Source organism: Polaribacter sp. M10, from assembly GCF_054968445.1.
On the sequence record NZ_JBSSBG010000017.1, the window covers coordinates 44,138 to 61,900 of the forward strand.

Sequence of the window (17,763 nt, forward strand, 5' to 3'; positions counted from 1 at the left end):
AAGCATTTATATTTTTAATTTTTGCTAAAAGCTAAAAGACCTACTGAATACTCTTTCTATAAGTTCTTCTTCTTTTGTGTGTTTGAGGATTAAAATCTTCCCAAATTTTTCTGATGGATTCATTTTCTTCTAACTCAGGAGTTCTAATACAATTTACAATGCCTCTTTTTTCAAAAGTTTTTGCATACTGATCAAAAATTATTGCTGTTACTCCTTTATTTTGGAAATCTGGATGAACACCAATTAAGTAAAAAGTAACGTCTTTAGAATGTTTTCTTGCTTTTAGCAAACGAAACATGCCTAAGGGAAATAATTTACCTTTTGCTTTTTGTAATGCTTCCGAAAACGATGGCATAACAATGGCAAACGCAATAAGTTTGTTGTTTTCGTTAACCACAAATTTTATATACTCAGGGTTAATAAAGGTGATGTATTTTTTCTTAAAATACTCTATTTGATCATCTGAAATAGGTACAAAGGTTGATAATTTAGAGTATGAGGCACTAAAAACTTCGAACATTTCATCTACGTAAGGTAAAATTTCCTTTGTTTTTGTAAAATCTAATGCCTTTAGTTTAAAACGCTTTTTTATAATGTTGCTTACTCTATTAAAATAAACAGCATCAACATTTTTAAATTTAAATTTATTTTCTAAATATTCTTTTTCTTTTACGTAACCTAATTGCTCTAAATGATCTTTATAATAAGGATGATTGTACCAAGTTATCATAGTGCCTTGATGATCAAAACCATCAATAAGTACACCTGTTTTATCTAAATTATTAAAACCTACTGGGCCTTCTATATATTCTAAATTATTTGCTTTACCTATTTCATTTATTTTATCTAAAAGCACTTTGCTTACTTCTAGATCATCAATAACATCAAACCAACCAAAACGCATTTTTTTGATTTGTTGATTGTTTACTTCATACCAATTGATAATGGCTACCACTCTACCAACAATTTTTTTACCTCGGTAAGCTAACCAAAATTGAGCATCAGCATTTTTAAAAACAGGATTTTTCTTAGCGTCGAAATTGGCAATTTCATCTTTAATAATTGGCGGAACCCAATATTTATTATTTCTGTATAACGAAAACGGAAATAAAACAAATCGTTTTATTTCTCTTTTAGTTTTGGCTTGTTTTAAGGTAATCATACTTTCTATGGGGGTTAGTTTTTCCTTTTACGGCTTCTTGTACGTTTGGTTCTTTTCTTTTCCTTTTTTGTAAAAATACCAAAAATTCTGCTAAAGAAACCTTTTTCCTTTTTATTGTAATTAGAAATTGGCGATTCTTTTATTTCTCTTCCATTTTCATCTAACTCTTTGTAAGAATCTTTGTGTTTGTTTATTCTGTAAGAAACTCCAAAACCTGCATAAATACCAGTTGCTTTGTTTTCAGAGAGCAATCTAACAGATGAATTTATTTGTAAATCTTTACTGTATAAATATGCCAAACCAAATCCTAAATTGGTGTTGTTTTGATATTTTTGAAACTGTGTTTGATTTTCTAAAAAAGTAGACCAGCGATCGCTAAAATTATAAGTACCTGTAATTATATAAGATAATTCTGAAAAATCTGTTCCTATTTGATCATAAAAAACATTGGTAATTACATTAAATTTAGAACTTAAGTTATGTTGTAATAATAAACCAACTTTAGGCGATACACGTTCTGTTTTGTAAAACTCACTTACAAAGTTGGTATTTAATCCTGCATAAATGGCCACAGAAGGAATGAGCCTTTTTTTATCGAAAGCAAACCTTTTTTTCCAGCTTCTAACTTCTTTACTTTTATCTTCATATTCTTGCTGAAATATTAAATATTTTGCACCAACTGTAAATTTGCTTAAGCCTGTGGTAAAATAATGAGAAGTAAAAATGTTTTTAAACGCAATTTTATCTCTTTGATAACTTGCTTGTGCATTAATTTCTAATTTTTCTAGAAAAAAACTGGTTCTAAAAAGCATGTCGAACCCTAAAGATTGTGGTCTAGAAAATGTAGGTTCTATAGATGTGTTTCTAAAAAAAATACTACTTTCAAACTGATAAACACCTGTACCTACACTATAAGGACTTTCAGAAAAACCGGGTTTGTTTGAGTTTATAACTTCAGTATATTGGCTATAAATTGATGAAAAACACAATAGAAAGAAGAAAAGAAAGATTTTCAATTTAGGGTTTTTCATTATCAACAAACAATTTTAATTTTAATACTGAATCGCTAAACAAACATAGAACAAAAATGCTGTTTTTAAAAGTATTGCATACTTTTTTAGCTTTGTTAAAGTTTTATAGTTTGTTAACGCTACAATTATTATCAAATTGTTATTTTTGATAGATTTTTTAATACTAATACAAAATGGGTTTATTAAAAACTATTTTTTTTATTTTAATTATTTATTACGCTCTTAAATTTTTAACAAAATTATTAGCGCCTTTTTTGATGAAAAAAGTTGCAGATACCATGCAGAAAAAAGCTGAAGAACAGTTTGGTGGTAGAACAGAGCAACCAAAAAGTAATATAAAAGAAGGAGAAACCATTATAGATAAAGCACCAAGAACTACTACACAAAGTAAAAATTCTGTGGGCGAATATGTAGATTTTGAAGAAATAGAATAACCCTATTTTATAAAGAAATTACATCAACAAAAACTAAACTCTTAAATTAAGCCATTGAAACTTAAAAAACTATTTCCATATGTAATTGCTATCGCAATTTTTGTAATAGCTTCTGTAATGTATTTTCATCCTGTTTTAAAAGGACAAAAAATAGCCCAATCTGATATTACGCAATTTACAGGAATGGCCAAAGAAATTAAAGATTTTAGAGCCGATAAAAATACAGAACCTTATTGGACAGGGGCTTCTTTTAGTGGAATGCCAGCCTATCAAATAAGCGCTTATTATCCTTATGATTTTGTAAGAACTTTAGACAGAACAATTCGTTTTTTACCAAGACCAGCTGATTATACTTTTCTATATTTTTTAAGTTTTTTTGTGTTAATGATGGCATTAAAAATAGAATGGAGATTGGCCATTTTAGGTGCACTTTCCTTCGGATTTTCTACTTACTTAATCATCATTTTTGTACCTGGCCATAACGCAAAAGCTCATGCAATAGGGTATATGCCCTTAGTTTTGGCGGGTATTTTGTGGGTTTTTCAAAAGAAATACGTGTTAGGTTTTATTGTTACTGGTTTGGCAATGGCTTTAGAAATTTACACCAATCACATACAAATGACCTATTATTTAGGTTTTTGTTTGTTAATTTTAGGAATTGTTGAACTGATAAATGCAATTAAAGAAAACACGATTCCTAGATTTATAAAACAAGCAGCAGTAATTATTGCTGCGGTGGTTTTAGGTATTGGTGCAAATGCGCCTAGATTAATGGCAATGAAAGAATATGCAGATTATAGTACCAGAGGTAAATCTGAATTAACTATAAATGCAGACGGATCTAAAAAAGAAGCAACTAAAGGATTAGATAAAGCCTACATTACAGAATATAGTTACGCCAAATTAGAAACTTTTAACTTGTTTGTACCGCGTTTTATGGGTGGTGGAACTGTAGAGGAATTGAGTAAAAACTCTAATTTTTATCAATTGATACAACAAAAAGCGGGTAAAAAAGTTGCAGACGATTATTCGAAACAAGTGTTAACGTATTGGGGAGACCAAACCATTATAGAAGCTCCTGCTTATATTGGTGCAGTTGTGTTTTTCTTATTTTTCTTAGGTATTTTCTTAGTAAAAGGAAGATTAAAACAATGGTTGGTGGCAGCCACAGTATTTTCTATTTTGTTAAGTTGGGGTAGAAATTTTGAATTTTTAACCAACTTTTTTATCGATTATGTTCCTCTTTACAATAAATTTAGAGCAGTTTCATCTATACAAATTATAGCGGAATTGTGTGTGCCAATTTTAGGAGTTTTGGCTTTAAAAGAATTCTTTACATCAAAAAAATCGGATAAAAAGAAATTAAAAGCACTAGAAAAAGCAGTTTTTACTTTTGGAGGACTAATTATTTTTGGTTTTATTTTAGCTCACAGTTTTTCAACTTTTCAAGGAATAAGAGATGCTAATTACAATGATTTACCTGGTTTAATTGATGCTGTTATTGCTGATAGAAAATCGATGTTATTAATGGATACTTTACGTTCTTTAATTTTAGTGATTTTATCTGCAGGTGTGTTGTGGTTTTTCTTAAAAAACAAATTAAAACAACAATATGCAATGATTGGTTTGTTGGTTTTTATTTTATTCGATTTAATATCTGTAAATAAAAAATACGTAAACGAATCTGATTTTAAACCTTCTAGAAGAGTAGAAAAACCATTTATAGCCTCTAATGCAGATAAACAAATATTAGAAGATAAAACACATTATAGAGTGGCCAATTTTGCTACGAATCCTATGCAAGATGGAGCAACTTCTTATTTTCATCAATCCATAGGAGGTTATCATGCAGCAAAAATGGGGCGTTACAAAGAACTGTTCGATTTTCAAATTGCAAAGAATAATATGCAAGTATTAAATATGTTAAATACTAAATATTTTATTGTTGCAGATAATGAAGGTAAAAAACAAGCACAATTAAATCCGGATGCCAATGGCAATGCATGGTTTGTAGAAGAAGTAAAATTGGTGAATTCTGCTAACAAAGAAATAAAAGCGCTAGATTCTCTAAATACAAAAACGACTGCTGTTTTAGACAAAAGTAAATTGTCAGAAAATATAAATTTTGATATTCAAAAAGATTCAACAGCTACCATTGAGTTGTTAAATTATGATGTTACTACTTTAAGCTATCAATCAAAATCAGAAAAAGAACAATTTGCTGTTTTTTCTGAAATCTATTATAAAGATGGTTGGAATGCTTATATGGATAATGATTTGGTGCCACATTATAGAGTGAATTATGTTTTAAGAGGGATGAAAATTCCTGCAGGCGAGCATAAAATTGTTTTTAAATTCGAACCCAAAGTAATTCAGAAAGGAAGTTTTATTTCTTTAGCCTCTTATAGTTTATTGCTTTTAGTAACTTTAGGTTGGTTGTTTTATGATGAGAAAAAGAAGAAAAAAGGAGCGAAACATGTATAAGAAACTACCCAAAAAAAGATACGAACATACATTGGCTTTTTTGCAAAAAACAGTTCCTGCACCAGCTACAATATTAGATTTAGGTGTTCGAAATCCGTTTTCTGAAATAATGGAAGAAAATGGTTACACTGTAATTAATACTGAAGGCGAAGATTTAGATCTTTTACCCGAAATTGTTAAAAAACATAAAGTTGATGCAGTTTCTGCTTTTGAAATTTTTGAGCATTTAATAGCTCCATTTAACGTGTTAAGAGAAATTGAAGCAACTAAATTAATTACTACAATTCCTTTAAAATTATGGTTTGCAAAAGCTTACAGAAGCAAAACTGACATGTGGGATAGACATTATCACGAATTTGAAGATTGGCAATTTGATTGGTTGTTAGAAAAATCGGGTTGGGTAATTAAAGACAAATTAAAATGGACAAGCCCAATTAAAAAGATTGGTTTTAGACCCATTTTAAGAAAGTTTACACCTAGATATTATGCTGTTTTTGCAGAAAGAAAGTAGTATATATGAATATAGGAATGATTTTAGATGAGGAGTTTCCTCCTGATCCTAGAGTAGAAAACGAGGCTATTGCATTAATCAATGCAGGGCATGCTGTTTTTCTTTTTTGTTTGACTTATGATGATAGCCAAGCATCCTCAGAACATATTCATAAAATTCAAGTAAAACGCTATTTGTCTAATAAACTTACCTATAAATTATCGGCTTTAGCCTACACTTTTGCTTTTTACAAATGGATGCTAAAGGATAAAATTCAACATTTTTTAATTGAAAATAAGATAGAAGCAATTCATATTCATGATATTAGAATTGCAGACACCGTTTTTAGTGCCAATAAAAAATTAAACCTTTCAACTATTTTAGATTTGCACGAAAATAGACCTGAGATTATGAAGTTCTATCCGCATTTAACTAAATTTCCTGGTAAGTATTTGATCTCTCCAAAAAAATGGAAAAAGAACGAAGAAAAATTTATTAAAAAAGCGGACAAGGTTATTGTGGTTACCCAAGAATCTAAGAACGAAATTGTAAAGAGATTACAGATAAAATCTGATAAAATTATTGATGTTCCTAACACAGTACGTAAAGAATTTTTTACAAAATATGCCACTTTTCCAGAAATTTTAAATCGATATTCTCATCATTTTGTGTTGCTTTATATTGGTGATACTGGTTTACGAAGAGGTTTGCAAACTGCTATTAAATCACTAGTTTTTTTGAGTGATAAAATCCCGAATATTAAACTAGTTGTTGTTGGTAAAAACTCAACAGATGCTATTCTAAAACAATTAGCAAAAGATTTAAAAGTAGAAGTGTATGTAGATTTTTTAGGATGGAAAGATCCCAAATATTTTAGTTCGTATATATTATCGAGTGAAATTTGTATTTCTCCTTTGCACAGAAATTTACATCATGATACTACTTACGCCAACAAAATTTTTCAATATATGAGTTTTGGAAAACCTTTGTTGGTTAGTGATGCTACCGCTCAAAAAAACTTGACAGAAAATTACAAATCTGGTTTGGTGCACAAAGCAGAAGATGTAACTGATTTTGCTGATAAAACCATGCAATTATATAAAAACGAAGCCCTAAGAAATGAACTTGGTGCAAATGGAAAAGGTTTTGTGAGAAACGAGTTTTCTTGGGAACAAACATCAAAAAAGCTCATACATTTATACGATAATTTAACAGATTGAAAGTACTCATCATTACATATTATTGGCCTCCTGCAGGTGGTTCTGGCGTTCAACGTTGGTTAAAATTTGTAAAATATTTACAAAGTTTTGGCATTGAACCTATTGTGTATACTGTTGCCAATGCAAATTATCCAAAAGAAGACAATTCTTTACTAAATGAAATTCCTAAAGAAGTAAAAGTAGTACAGCAACCTATTTGGGAACCAACAGATGTACTGTTTTGGAAAAAGAAAAATCAACAAAAAAAAGACATTTCTAATAGCACTAACAGTGGATTTCTATCTTTTGTTAGAGGGAATTTCTTTATACCAGATCCAAAAATATTTTGGGTAAAACCTTCAGTTAAATTCTTAACTCAATTTTTAAAAGATACACCAGTTGATGTCGTAATTTCTACAGGTCCGCCTCACAGTATGCATTTAATTGCCAAAAAAATCTGCAATAAAAATAATGTAAAATGGTTGGCAGATTTTAGAGATCCTTGGTCAGACTTGTATTATAATAAAGAATTTAATCAGCTTTCTTTTGCAAAAAAGAAAAATGTAAAGTTAGAAAATTCTGTTTTTAAAACCGCAGATTGTGTGTTAACTGTTAGCAATACGTTAAAAAATGAGTTCGATAAAAAAGCCAAAAGAGTAGAGGTAATTACTAATGGTTTTGATGATGAAGTAACCCATCAAAACAGTGTAAAGTTAGAAGAAAAATTCACCATTTCTTATATTGGTTTGCTACCAAAACAGAGTAATCCTACATTGTTATTCAGGGTTTTAGAAAATTTATGTTTAGAAAATCAAGATTTTAAAAACGATTTAAAATTAAATTTTATTGGTGATATTTCTAATGATGTAAAAAAGGAAATCGTTCAGCATAATTTAATAAATCAAACAGAGTTTAAAGGATATGTTTCTCACAAAGAAGCAATTGTTTATCAGAAAAAAGCACAGGTTTTGCTGTTGTTAATTCCGAATGTAAAAAAATCGGAAGGTATTTTAACAGGCAAACTTTTTGAATATCTAACCGCAAAAAGACCTATTTTAGCCATAGGTCCAGAAAAAGCAGATTTATCAGAAATATTAGAAAATACAAATGCTGGAGTTGTTGTTGGTTTCGATAACGAAGCCAAACTATCCTCAGAAATTAAAGAATTGTATCAAAAATATAAAGAAGGATTTTTACAAGTAGATTCTAAAAACGTTGAGCAATATCATCGTAAAAATTTAACAGCACAATTAGCCATCATCTTAAAAAGTATGACATCGTAAAATGGGAATCGTATTAAAACAGTCTTTTAAAAATACACTTTTTATATATTTAGGTTTTGCCATTGGTGGTATAAATACTTTGTTTTTATACACTCGTTTTTTAGAAGATGAGTATTATGGTTTGGTTACTTATTTATTGGCAACTTCAAACATATTAATGCCTTTAATTGCATTAGGAATTCATCATACTATTGTAAAATTCTTTTCGAGTTATTTTACTAAAATAGAGAAAGATAAGTTTTTATCTTCTGTGCTATTTTTACCTTTATTGATAGCAATACCAATGGGATTTTTTGGTAATTTATTTTACGAAGAAATTAGTAACTATTTATCCGAAGAAAACCCAATTATAAAAGAATACACCTTTGTAATTTATTTGGTGGCATTTACCTGTGCTTATTTCGAGGTTTTTTATGCTTGGGCAAAAGTGCAGTTTCAATCGGTTTTTGGTAATATTTTAAAAGAACTTTGGAATAGGGCAGTAGTTATGATGCTATTATTTGCAGTTTATTTTGATTGGATTACCAAATCAGAATTCATTTATTACCTAACAGCAGCTTATTTTTTAAGAATGTTTGTAATGATGTTTTATGCCTTTAGTTTGTATTTTCCGAAATTCACTTTTTCTACACCCGATAATTTTAAAGAAATTCTACGTTTTTCGCTGTATATAATTTTGGCTGGTAGTGCAGGAGCCATAATTTTAGATATTGATAAGTTTATGATTCCTGGAAAAGAAACTCTAGAAAAAGCAGCTTATTATTCTGTTGCAGTGTTTATTGGTTCTTTTATAGAAGCACCAAGTAGAGCCATGTTAAATATTTTACAGCCATTAACTTCTAAAACGTTAAATGAAGAAAATCATAAAGAAGTGGCTTCTTTATACAAAAAAAGCTCTATTAATTTATTATTGATTAGTGGCTTTTTCTTTGTGTTGATTAATGCAAACATTCACCAATTGTTTAATTTGTTACCAAAAGAATATGCAGGTGGAACTTTAGTGGTTTTTATGATTTCTTTGCTTAAAATGTACAATGGTTTTTTAGGCAATAATGGGGCAATTATCAATAATTCTAAGTTTTATAGAATTGTTTTGCCTTTAAGTTTAGGAATGGCTTTTTCTGTGTATTTTTTAAATAAACTTTTTTATTACGAGTTAGAAATGGGTACTGATGGCTTGGCTTTTGCCACTTTAATAGTCATTTTTGCAGCCAATACTTTTAGATTGATATTTGTAAAAAGAAAATTTTTAATGACGCCTTTTACCAACAAAACTTTTGTAATGTTTATTATAATTACTGTTTTGTATTTGGTTTTTAATTTTTGGGATTTTACAATAAGCAATATTTATCTGTTTAAATTCCCAATTCATCCAATTATAAACATCATTTTAAAAAGTATTCTTATTACTGTGGTTTATTTTATTTTGATAATCAAATTACATATTTCTGATGATATCAATCGAATCTTTAAAAGATTTTATAAATAACAATCTATAAAATCTGTTAGCATATGAAACAACAACGCTACACAGAGTATTCTAACTTTTTTAAAAAATAAACCAACTGCATAAAAGCAAATCGCGATATAAGAATGCAAAGGATGAAAGTTAATACTGCATCTGTTTTCTTCAAAAATAGGATTTGCTAGTAGATGATCTACATCTACCAACATCGATAATAGAAAAATTAAATAAATACTTTTCCAGTTTTTTCTAAAGAAAAAGTAAGAAAATAAAAGGGGTATTAAAAAATGAAGTGAATAGTGTATTGCGAATTTTATCATAAAAAACTAAAAAGGTTTATTTAAAATAAACCTTTTTTAGTTTATAATAAAAAAATGGGGGAATTTTATTTATTACTTTGCAATAATAAATATTATTTGGCATTTAAAACTTTACCTATGTTAATAGAATTATTTAGAGTATAATTTTTTACGAATTCTGCTTAATTGTACAGCAGATATATTTAAATAAGCAGCAATATGGTATTGAGCTATAATGTTTTCGATATCCGGAATTTCTTTTTTTAGTTTTAAATACCTTTCAGTGGCATTTAATATGGCTAAACTATAAATTTCAGATTCCATTAATAAAAAGACAGACTCTAAGAATCTTGAGTGTAAATTGGCTAAACCAATATCTTCTTTAGTTAATTTCAAAAAATCGTAGTAATTTACCTTATACAAAGTAGCATCAGTTAAACATTCATAAGCTAATTTACTTGGTTCTTTTAACAAAAGAGATTTTAAAGAACCTGTAGGATTATTATCTCTAAAAAAAGATCTGGTATATTCTTTTCCATTATCTTCTACATAATAAGACCTGACAATTCCAGATTTTATAATGTAAAAGTTTGTAGGTATTTCATTAAAATTGGTAACATACTCATTCTTTTTAAATTCTTGTTTAGAAGCTAATTGTATAAATGAGTCAAGACTTTCTTTTGGAATATCCTCAAATTGATCCGTAAATTTTTTTAATATATGCATTCATATATATTTTAAAAAAATGTTAAGCAGCTGGGGAAAGTTCTGAGTTACAAAATTATAAAAAAAATTATAAAAAGCTAATTGTATTAGGGCCTTCCATAAATAAAAGGTCTAATATGGATAAGTTAGGGATAAATCCGTGTTTATCATCAAACATTTGAATGTATTTTGGAACAATTTTTTTAGGTTGATATTTTCGATCAGCCAAAATTCTAAAATCATTCTCAATACTTTCTGATTGATACTCTGTAGTAAGCGAAAATTCTGAATTCAATTGCAATGCATCCGTAATAAAAAGATAAGTATCTATATTTAAATCGTGCAAAAACTTATATTTTTTATAAAAAATAGGAGCAATATCATCCTCTAAAAAATCAAAAAAAGGTGAAGTTCTATAGGCAATTTGTAGCGATTTAAAATGTTGATCTTGCCAAGGAAAATTATTTTCTACTAAAGTGTCTTTAGTTTTTTTTCTTCCGTTTTTAATTTGATGTTTTACAGGAATGGTTAAGAGTTGTTTGCCACTAGAATTATAAATATAACAACGATTTCTATAACTCTGCTTTTGAAAATTGTCTTCTACTTCAAACAAAACGTTATCTGCTTTTACAATTTCTGCATACTGAGCAATTGGTGAAAAATAGGTTGGTATAAATAATGACATAAGTCCCTTTTAATTCTCTAAAGAGAAAAGTTAACTAGTTTATAAAGAGTTTTTTAGGTTTTAAATTTAAAAAGTTAAAACAATACTTATGCTTTCTTTTTAGATTTGTAATAACTCCAACCAATATAAAGTGCAATTAAAGCAAACACTAAATATCTGTAAGAAACTGGTTCTCCATCTCCGTGAACAGTGGTAAACATTCTGTCCCAACGAATTGATTTTAGTTTTGCACCAAAACTAGGAGCATCTGCATCCCAACTAAACCAAACCATAACAGGTTTTCCTAAAACGTGATCGAAAGGAACATAACCCCAATAACGAGAATCTAAAGAGTTGTGTCTATTATCACCAATTAAGTAAAAATAATCTTGTTTAAAGGTGTAACTATCAACTTTTTCTCCGTTAATAAAAATATCATCACCATTTACAACCAAATCATTATACTCGTAGTTTTTAATAATTTGCTCATAAAAAGGCAAAGAGTTTTTATCCAATTTTACAGTGGCTCCAGCTTCAGGAATATAAATTGGTCCGAAATTATCTTGACTCCAACCTAATTTTTCTACATGAGGAAAAATGGCATTGTCATTTGCATGATTAATTTTAGTAACAGATAAGGTTAATGGATATTTTTTAAGTCTTGCAACTTCATCTTCAGTTAAATTAATGTTGATTTTATTATCAACATTAACCATTTTTAGTCTTTTTGCAAAATCAGGATTTATACCTCCAGCGACTTCTGTATATAAAGAATCTTGACCAATTTTTGAAAGACTTCCATTTTCTTTAATAGCTGTTTGTACTTTTTCGTTTTCCCAATATTCTGTAAGAATTTTGTAAACTCCAGTTCTTTCTTTCGATAATAAAAACTTAGGAAAACTACTTTGGCTAATTGGCTCTTTGCACTCAAACGTATAGTAAAACTGCAATTTTGCTCTGTAAGGCAATTCGTTCTTTTTACCGTTAATATAAAAATAACCATCTCTCATTTCTAAAGAATCACCAGCAATACCAACAGAACGTTTTACATAATTTGTTTTTTTATCTACAGGTTTGTAGGTGAATTTTCCAGAATTATCACCCCACATTGTTGCTAAAGAATCTGCAGGCCAGTTAAAACAAACAATATCGTTATTCTTAATTTCTTGTATACCAGGCAAACGAGTATATGGCAATTGCGGCTTTTTTAAATACGATGCCAAACCAGTAAGTGGTAAAGAATCGTGAACCATAGGTGCTGCAATTACTGTTGATGGCACTCTTGCTCCATAATGAAATTTACTTACAAATAAATAATCACCAACTAATAAAGATTTTTCTAAAGACGATGTAGGAATGGTAAATGGTTGCATAAAATACGTATGCACTAAAGTTGCAGCAATAATTGCAAAGGCAATAGAACTAACCCATTCACCTAATTCTGAACGAGGTTTTAAACTTCTGTCTGCATTGTATTTTGCTTCTGTAGCATAGTTGATGTAAAAAATATACAATCCTAAAGTTACAATTACTAAAAAGGAATCTAATTTTTTATAAAAGCCAAAAGTTCTAATGGTTTCTATCCAAATAACAGGAAACATCAGCAAATTTACAATAGGAATAAATAGAAGAATAATCCACCATTTTGGACGCTTTATAATTTGCATTAAAACAATTCCATTATAAATAGGCACTGCAGCTTCCCAAGCTTTTCTACCTGCTTTTACATACAATTTCCAAGTACCTAAAAAGTGAATTACTTGAATAACTAGAATGAAAATTAACCATTGTGTATACGTCATAATTTCAGTATTGTTGTCAGTTCGAGCGCAGTCGAGAATGCTATTCTAATTTTTTAAAAACCTCTCGACTGCGCTCGAGAAGTTAGTAGTTAGTAACTACTTTAATTTTATGTTACAGTATTTATGAGATGTTTAACACATCTTTCATAGAAAATACACCAGTTTTATCTAAAATCCATTCTGCTGCAATTACTGCGCCCAAAGCAAAACCTTTTCTGTTGTGTGCAGTATGTTTAATTTCTATAGTATCTACTTCAGAATTGTACCAAACTGTATGTGTACCTGGCACTTCTGGAATTCTTTTTGCTACAATAGGTATGTTTTCTTCACTTTCATTATCACCTAAAACCCAATCTTTTTTAGAAGTATTTTCTATAACACCTTCTGCCAAAGTTATTGCAGTGCCACTTGGTGCATCTAATTTTTTGGTATGATGAATTTCTTCCATAGAAACATTATACTCGTTTAAAGTACTCATCATTTTAGCCAATTGTTTGTTTAACTCAAAAAAGATATTTACACCTACGCTAAAATTAGAAGCGTAAATAAAACCTCCTTTTTTTTCTTTACAAAGTGCTACAGCTTCATCATATTTATCTAACCAACCAGTGGTACCAGAAATTACAGGTACATTGTTGTTTAAACAGTTGGTAATATTACCAAAAGCAGAGTTTGGTATGCTAAAATCTATAGCAACATCAGCCAAAGTAATATCTATAACATCTTTAGCATCTTTACGAATTACTATTTCATGGCCTCTAGAAATTGCAATTTTTTCAATCTCTTTGCCCATTCTTCCATATCCTAAAAGTGCAATCTTCATTTTAAAAAGTAAATTTAATTTGTAATCCTACTGTTGGTGCTTCAAACTGAATTGGATCAGGAATAAAAGCGGGTTTTAAAGACAAATTATCATCCGTATTAAATTGCAACAAATGCGCATTTACACTGGCTTCAACAATTTGTAGTACGTATATTAAAATTCCTGATAAAAGCGAAAAATCTCTATTTTCTTTTAACTGTTCTTGTGCAGTTTCTAAGGTTGCTGTAGATACTAAAACGCTTCCATCATCTGAAGTAAATTCATCTTTTAAGCCTGCTTTTCTTAATTTGTAAGCAGTTCTATAACGTTTGTAATCGTTATTGTTTATTTGATAATAATATGTTGGTATGGCTAATGCCCCCCAAACAATGGGTGCTTTCCAATATTTTTTGTTGTAAATCTGACCCATTCCAGGAAAAATTGCAGAATAAAAAGCTGCTTTAGATGGCGCTAACGGATCGTAAACACCTTGCGGTTTTATGTTAGTATTGCCTAAAACTTTTATATCTTTAATTTTTACATCTGTAGAATCTTTTTGCGCAAAAGAATTCGCAGCATAAAATGCAATAAAAAGAATAAGTATGATTTTTTTAAAAAGCACTTATTTTAGTAAGTTTTTTATTCGATTAAAATCTTCTTCTGAATGAAAAGGAATCGAGATTTTACCTTTGCCATTAGAAGCTACAGAAATGTCTATTTTATGACCAAAAAACTCGCTAATTTCTTTTTTGCTTTCTCGAACAAAACTAGGAATTACAGTTTTCTTTTTTGGCTTAGCAATAGAACCTGTTTTTAAACTTTTTACCAAGTCTTCTGTTTGTCTTACAGATAATTTTTCGCGTAAAACTTTTTCGTAAATAGCCAATTGATCTTCTGTATTATCTACATTAATCATAGCACGACCATGCCCCATAGAAATAAATCCATCTCGCATACCAGTTTGTAAAATAGGATCTAATTTTAACAAACGTAAATAATTGGTAACTGTAGATCTTTTTTTACCCACTCTTGTACTTAATTCTTCTTGAGTTAACTGAATTTCATCAATTAAACGTTGGTAAGAAAGTGCAACTTCTATTGGGTCTAAGTTTTTACGCTGTATATTTTCAACCAATGCCATTTCTAGCATTTCTTGGTCGTTAGCCAATCTTATATAGGCTGGTATTGTTGGGTTTCCTATTAATTTTGATGCTCTAAAACGACGCTCACCAGAAACCAATTGAAACTTGTTGCCTTCTAATTTACGAACTGTAATAGGTTGTATAACCCCTAATTCTCTAATAGAACTTGCTAATTCTCTTAAAGCTTCTTCATCAAAATAAGTTCTTGGTTGGTAAGGGTTTACATCAATTAAATCTAATTCTATTTCTATAATATTACCCACAACTTTATCTGCATTCTTGTCTGATGCAGAATTAATGTTAGGTGTTTCTTGTAATAAAGCAGATAATCCTCTTCCTAAAGCCTGTTTCCTTGTTGCTTTTGCCATTATTTTACAAATTCTTTTTTAATAATTCTTGGGCTAAATTTAAGTAATTTATTGCACCTTTACTAGTAGCATCATAAGCAATAATGCTTTCTCCATAACTTGGTGCTTCTCCCAAACGTGTATTTCTTCTAATAATTGTATCAAAAACCATGCTAGAAAAATGTTTTCTTACCTCGTCTACTACTTGATTTGATAATCGCAAACGAGAATCGAACATTGTTAACAACAAACCTTCTATATCTAAATTAGGATTATGAATGTTTTGTACGCTTTTTATGGTATTTAATAATTTGCCTAAACCTTCTAACGCAAAATATTCGCATTGTATAGGAATAATAACTGAATCTGCTGCTACCAAAGAGTTTAAGGTTATTAAACCTAAAGAAGGTGCACAATCTATTAAAATATAATCATACTCTTCTTTAATGCTTTTGATAGATTTTTTAAGCATGTATTCTCTTTCTTGCTTGTCTACCAATTCAATTTCTATAGCTACCAAATCTATATGTGCAGGGATAATATCTACGTTTGGCGATGTTGTTTTAAGAATGGCATCTTTTGCATTTATAGTATGTTCTAAAACCTGATACGTACCCAACTCAATAGCTTCTACATCTAAGCCTAAACCAGAAGAAGCATTTGCTTGTGGGTCTGCATCTATCAATAAAACCTTTTTTTCTAAAACACCCAAAGAAGCTGCTAAATTAACACTTGTTGTAGTTTTACCTACACCCCCTTTTTGATTTGCAATAGCAATTATTTTTCCCATAATAACTTTGTGTTAATAAAGAGTAAAATTACATTTTTTTCTGTTTTCTGAAATTTAAAGATGTTAACAAAAAGATAAATTCGTAAATAACTGTTAATAAATTGATTACGAATTTATTTTTGATTTTTTTAAACAATTTTATAAAAACAGGTCTTGTTTTTAAGGTGTTTAAGAATGCTAAGCTTTTAAAGGTATATTTTTTAAAACTTCTATTAACAATTTCCAGAATTTTTGGGTCGATGATATTTGTGCACGTTCATCTGGAGAATGCGCTCCTTTTATATTTGGTCCAAAAGAAATCATTTCCATATCTGGGTAATTCTGACCTAAAATTCCACATTCTAAACCTGCATGACAAGCTGCAACATGTGGTTGTTCGTTAAACAAATTAACATATGTTCTTTCTACTGTTTTTAAAATAGAAGAATTCATATTTGGTAACCAACCAGGATAAGTACCAGAAAAATCAACATTAAAACCTCCTAATTCAAAACAAGCTTTTAAAGAATTTGCTAAATCCCATTTGTTAGATTCAGATGATGATCTTGTTAAGCAACCAATTTTAATTGCACCATCTTTTACCGTAATTTTTGCAATATTATTAGAAGTTTCTACTAAACCAACTACATCAGGACTCATTCTATACACTCCGTTTAAAGCTGCATAAATAGATTTTATAAAGCTTTCTTGTGCATATACTTCCATTATTTTACTTGGAGAGTCAATTTCTTGAATTTCAACAGATAAGTTTTTTTCTAATGTTGAAAACTCAGCCTTAATTTTGTTGATAAGTGTAGAAGTTTCTGATAGAAAAGAATCTGCTAAATTGGTGTTTACCACAATTGATGCAAAGCTTTCTCTAGGAATTGCATTTCGCAAACTACCACCATGTAATTCCGCAATTCTTAAGCCATATTTGTGGTATCCTTCAAATAACAAACGATTCATTATTTTGTTGGCATTTCCTAATCCTTTTATAATGTCCATTCCAGAATGACCGCCATTTAAACCAGTTACAGCTATAGAAAATGCAGTTGTATTTTCTGGTAAAGATTCCTCAAGATACGTTCTTTTAGCAGTAACATCTACACCACCTGCACAACCAATACCAATTTCGTCATCTTCTTCAGTGTCTAAGTTTAGTAAGATTTCACCTTTTAAAATATTGCCTTCCAAACCCATTGCACCTGTCATTCCAGTTTCTTCATCAATGGTAAATAGCGCTTCAATTTCTGGGTGATCAATATCTGTAGAGGATAAGATAGCCATAATTGCAGCAACCCCTAAACCATTATCTGCGCCTAAGGTTGTACCAACTGCTTTTACCCAATCTCCATCAACATACATTTTAATACCTTCTTTATCAAAATCGAAAACAGTATCAGAATTTTTTTGATGCACCATATCTAAATGGCCTTGCATTACTGTAATTTTTCTGTTTTCCATACCAGTAGTTGCAGGTTTTTTAATGATTACATTACCTACTTTATCTACAAAAGTTTCTAGCTGTAAACTTTTACCAAAATCAACCATAAATTGGATAATTCTTTCTTCTTTTTTTGATGGTCTAGGCACTGCATTTAAATCTGCAAAATGATTCCAAACTGATATTGGAGCTATAGTTCTGATATCTTGATTCATTTATATTTTGTTTTTTCGTGATA

The 17,763-nt window shown here is 29.5% G+C and carries 17 protein-coding genes; 6 read left to right on the forward strand and 11 right to left on the reverse strand.

The window, feature by feature from the left end; genetic code table 11:
- Positions 1-40: 40 nt before the first annotated feature.
- Positions 41-1,162 carry a GTP cyclohydrolase gene (locus ACWYN7_RS13920; RefSeq protein WP_462860586.1) on the reverse strand — a complete coding sequence of 374 codons (1,122 nt, stop codon included), beginning with the start codon at positions 1,160-1,162 and terminating at the stop codon, positions 41-43.
- 14 nt (positions 1,163-1,176) lie between these two features.
- A complete protein-coding gene (locus ACWYN7_RS13925) occupies positions 1,177-2,193 on the reverse strand; it encodes a transporter (protein ID WP_462860587.1) in 1,017 nt (338 codons plus the stop codon).
- A gap of 173 nt (positions 2,194-2,366) precedes the next feature.
- Here ACWYN7_RS13925 and ACWYN7_RS13930 point away from each other — a divergent pair, with 173 nt between their 5' ends.
- From ACWYN7_RS13930 to ACWYN7_RS13955, 6 genes are read left to right on the forward strand one after another with little or no spacing between them, the layout of a single operon-like run.
- Positions 2,367-2,627 carry a DUF4834 family protein gene (locus ACWYN7_RS13930; RefSeq protein WP_462860588.1) on the forward strand — a complete coding sequence of 87 codons (261 nt, stop codon included), beginning with the start codon at positions 2,367-2,369 and terminating at the stop codon, positions 2,625-2,627.
- Positions 2,628-2,672: 45 nt separating this feature from the next.
- On the forward strand, positions 2,673-5,111 hold the full coding sequence (locus ACWYN7_RS13935; RefSeq protein WP_462860617.1) for a YfhO family protein: 2,439 nt from the start codon (positions 2,673-2,675) through the stop codon (positions 5,109-5,111).
- Positions 5,104-5,622 carry a methyltransferase domain-containing protein gene (locus tag ACWYN7_RS13940; protein WP_462860589.1) on the forward strand — a complete coding sequence of 173 codons (519 nt, stop codon included), beginning with the start codon at positions 5,104-5,106 and terminating at the stop codon, positions 5,620-5,622. Before ACWYN7_RS13935 ends, ACWYN7_RS13940 begins: the two co-directional genes overlap by 8 nt.
- A 5-nt stretch (positions 5,623-5,627) precedes the next feature.
- Complete coding sequence (locus ACWYN7_RS13945) at positions 5,628-6,821, forward strand: glycosyltransferase family 4 protein (protein ID WP_462860590.1); 1,194 nt, start codon at positions 5,628-5,630, stop codon at positions 6,819-6,821.
- Entirely contained in the window at positions 6,818-8,083 is a 1,266-nt protein-coding gene (locus tag ACWYN7_RS13950; protein ID WP_462860591.1) for a glycosyltransferase family 4 protein, read from the forward strand. The genes ACWYN7_RS13945 and ACWYN7_RS13950 overlap by 4 nt, the downstream gene beginning before the upstream one ends.
- A 1-nt stretch (position 8,084) precedes the next feature.
- Positions 8,085-9,572, forward strand: a complete 1,488-nt coding sequence (locus tag ACWYN7_RS13955) for a lipopolysaccharide biosynthesis protein (RefSeq protein WP_462860592.1) — start codon at positions 8,085-8,087, stop codon at positions 9,570-9,572.
- Here the strand turns inward: ACWYN7_RS13955 and ACWYN7_RS13960 are convergent.
- The 9 genes from ACWYN7_RS13960 to ACWYN7_RS14000 form a co-directional block, all read right to left on the reverse strand.
- Entirely contained in the window at positions 9,563-9,868 is a 306-nt protein-coding gene (locus ACWYN7_RS13960; RefSeq protein ID WP_462860593.1) for a DUF6122 family protein, read from the reverse strand. The two genes, ACWYN7_RS13955 and ACWYN7_RS13960, sit on opposite strands and share 10 nt — an antisense overlap.
- 129 nt (positions 9,869-9,997) lie before the next feature.
- The gene (locus ACWYN7_RS13965) at positions 9,998-10,573 is read right to left on the reverse strand and encodes a Crp/Fnr family transcriptional regulator (protein WP_462860594.1); all 576 of its coding nucleotides are present in this window, start codon (positions 10,571-10,573) and stop codon (positions 9,998-10,000) included.
- A gap of 67 nt (positions 10,574-10,640) precedes the next feature.
- The gene (locus ACWYN7_RS13970) at positions 10,641-11,237 is read right to left on the reverse strand and encodes a WbqC family protein (protein WP_462860595.1); all 597 of its coding nucleotides are present in this window, start codon (positions 11,235-11,237) and stop codon (positions 10,641-10,643) included.
- An 86-nt stretch (positions 11,238-11,323) separates the two neighbouring features.
- Positions 11,324-13,018 (reverse strand): signal peptidase I, encoded by a 1,695-nt coding sequence (lepB, locus tag ACWYN7_RS13975; RefSeq protein ID WP_462860596.1) that lies wholly within the window; start codon positions 13,016-13,018, stop codon positions 11,324-11,326.
- 121 nt (positions 13,019-13,139) lie between these two features.
- Positions 13,140-13,841, reverse strand: a complete 702-nt coding sequence (dapB, locus tag ACWYN7_RS13980; protein ID WP_462860597.1) for a 4-hydroxy-tetrahydrodipicolinate reductase — start codon at positions 13,839-13,841, stop codon at positions 13,140-13,142.
- A 1-nt stretch (position 13,842) separates the two neighbouring features.
- Positions 13,843-14,442, reverse strand: a complete 600-nt coding sequence (locus ACWYN7_RS13985) for a DUF5683 domain-containing protein (RefSeq protein ID WP_462860598.1) — start codon at positions 14,440-14,442, stop codon at positions 13,843-13,845.
- Positions 14,443-15,330: a ParB/RepB/Spo0J family partition protein gene (locus ACWYN7_RS13990; protein WP_462860599.1), complete on the reverse strand. Its 888-nt coding sequence runs from the start codon at positions 15,328-15,330 to the stop codon at positions 14,443-14,445.
- Positions 15,331-15,334: 4 nt separating this feature from the next.
- Positions 15,335-16,099, reverse strand: a complete 765-nt coding sequence (locus ACWYN7_RS13995; RefSeq protein ID WP_462860600.1) for a ParA family protein — start codon at positions 16,097-16,099, stop codon at positions 15,335-15,337.
- Positions 16,100-16,276: 177 nt separating this feature from the next.
- Positions 16,277-17,740 carry an aminoacyl-histidine dipeptidase gene (locus tag ACWYN7_RS14000; RefSeq protein ID WP_462860601.1) on the reverse strand — a complete coding sequence of 488 codons (1,464 nt, stop codon included), beginning with the start codon at positions 17,738-17,740 and terminating at the stop codon, positions 16,277-16,279.
- Positions 17,741-17,763: the final 23 nt, after the last annotated feature.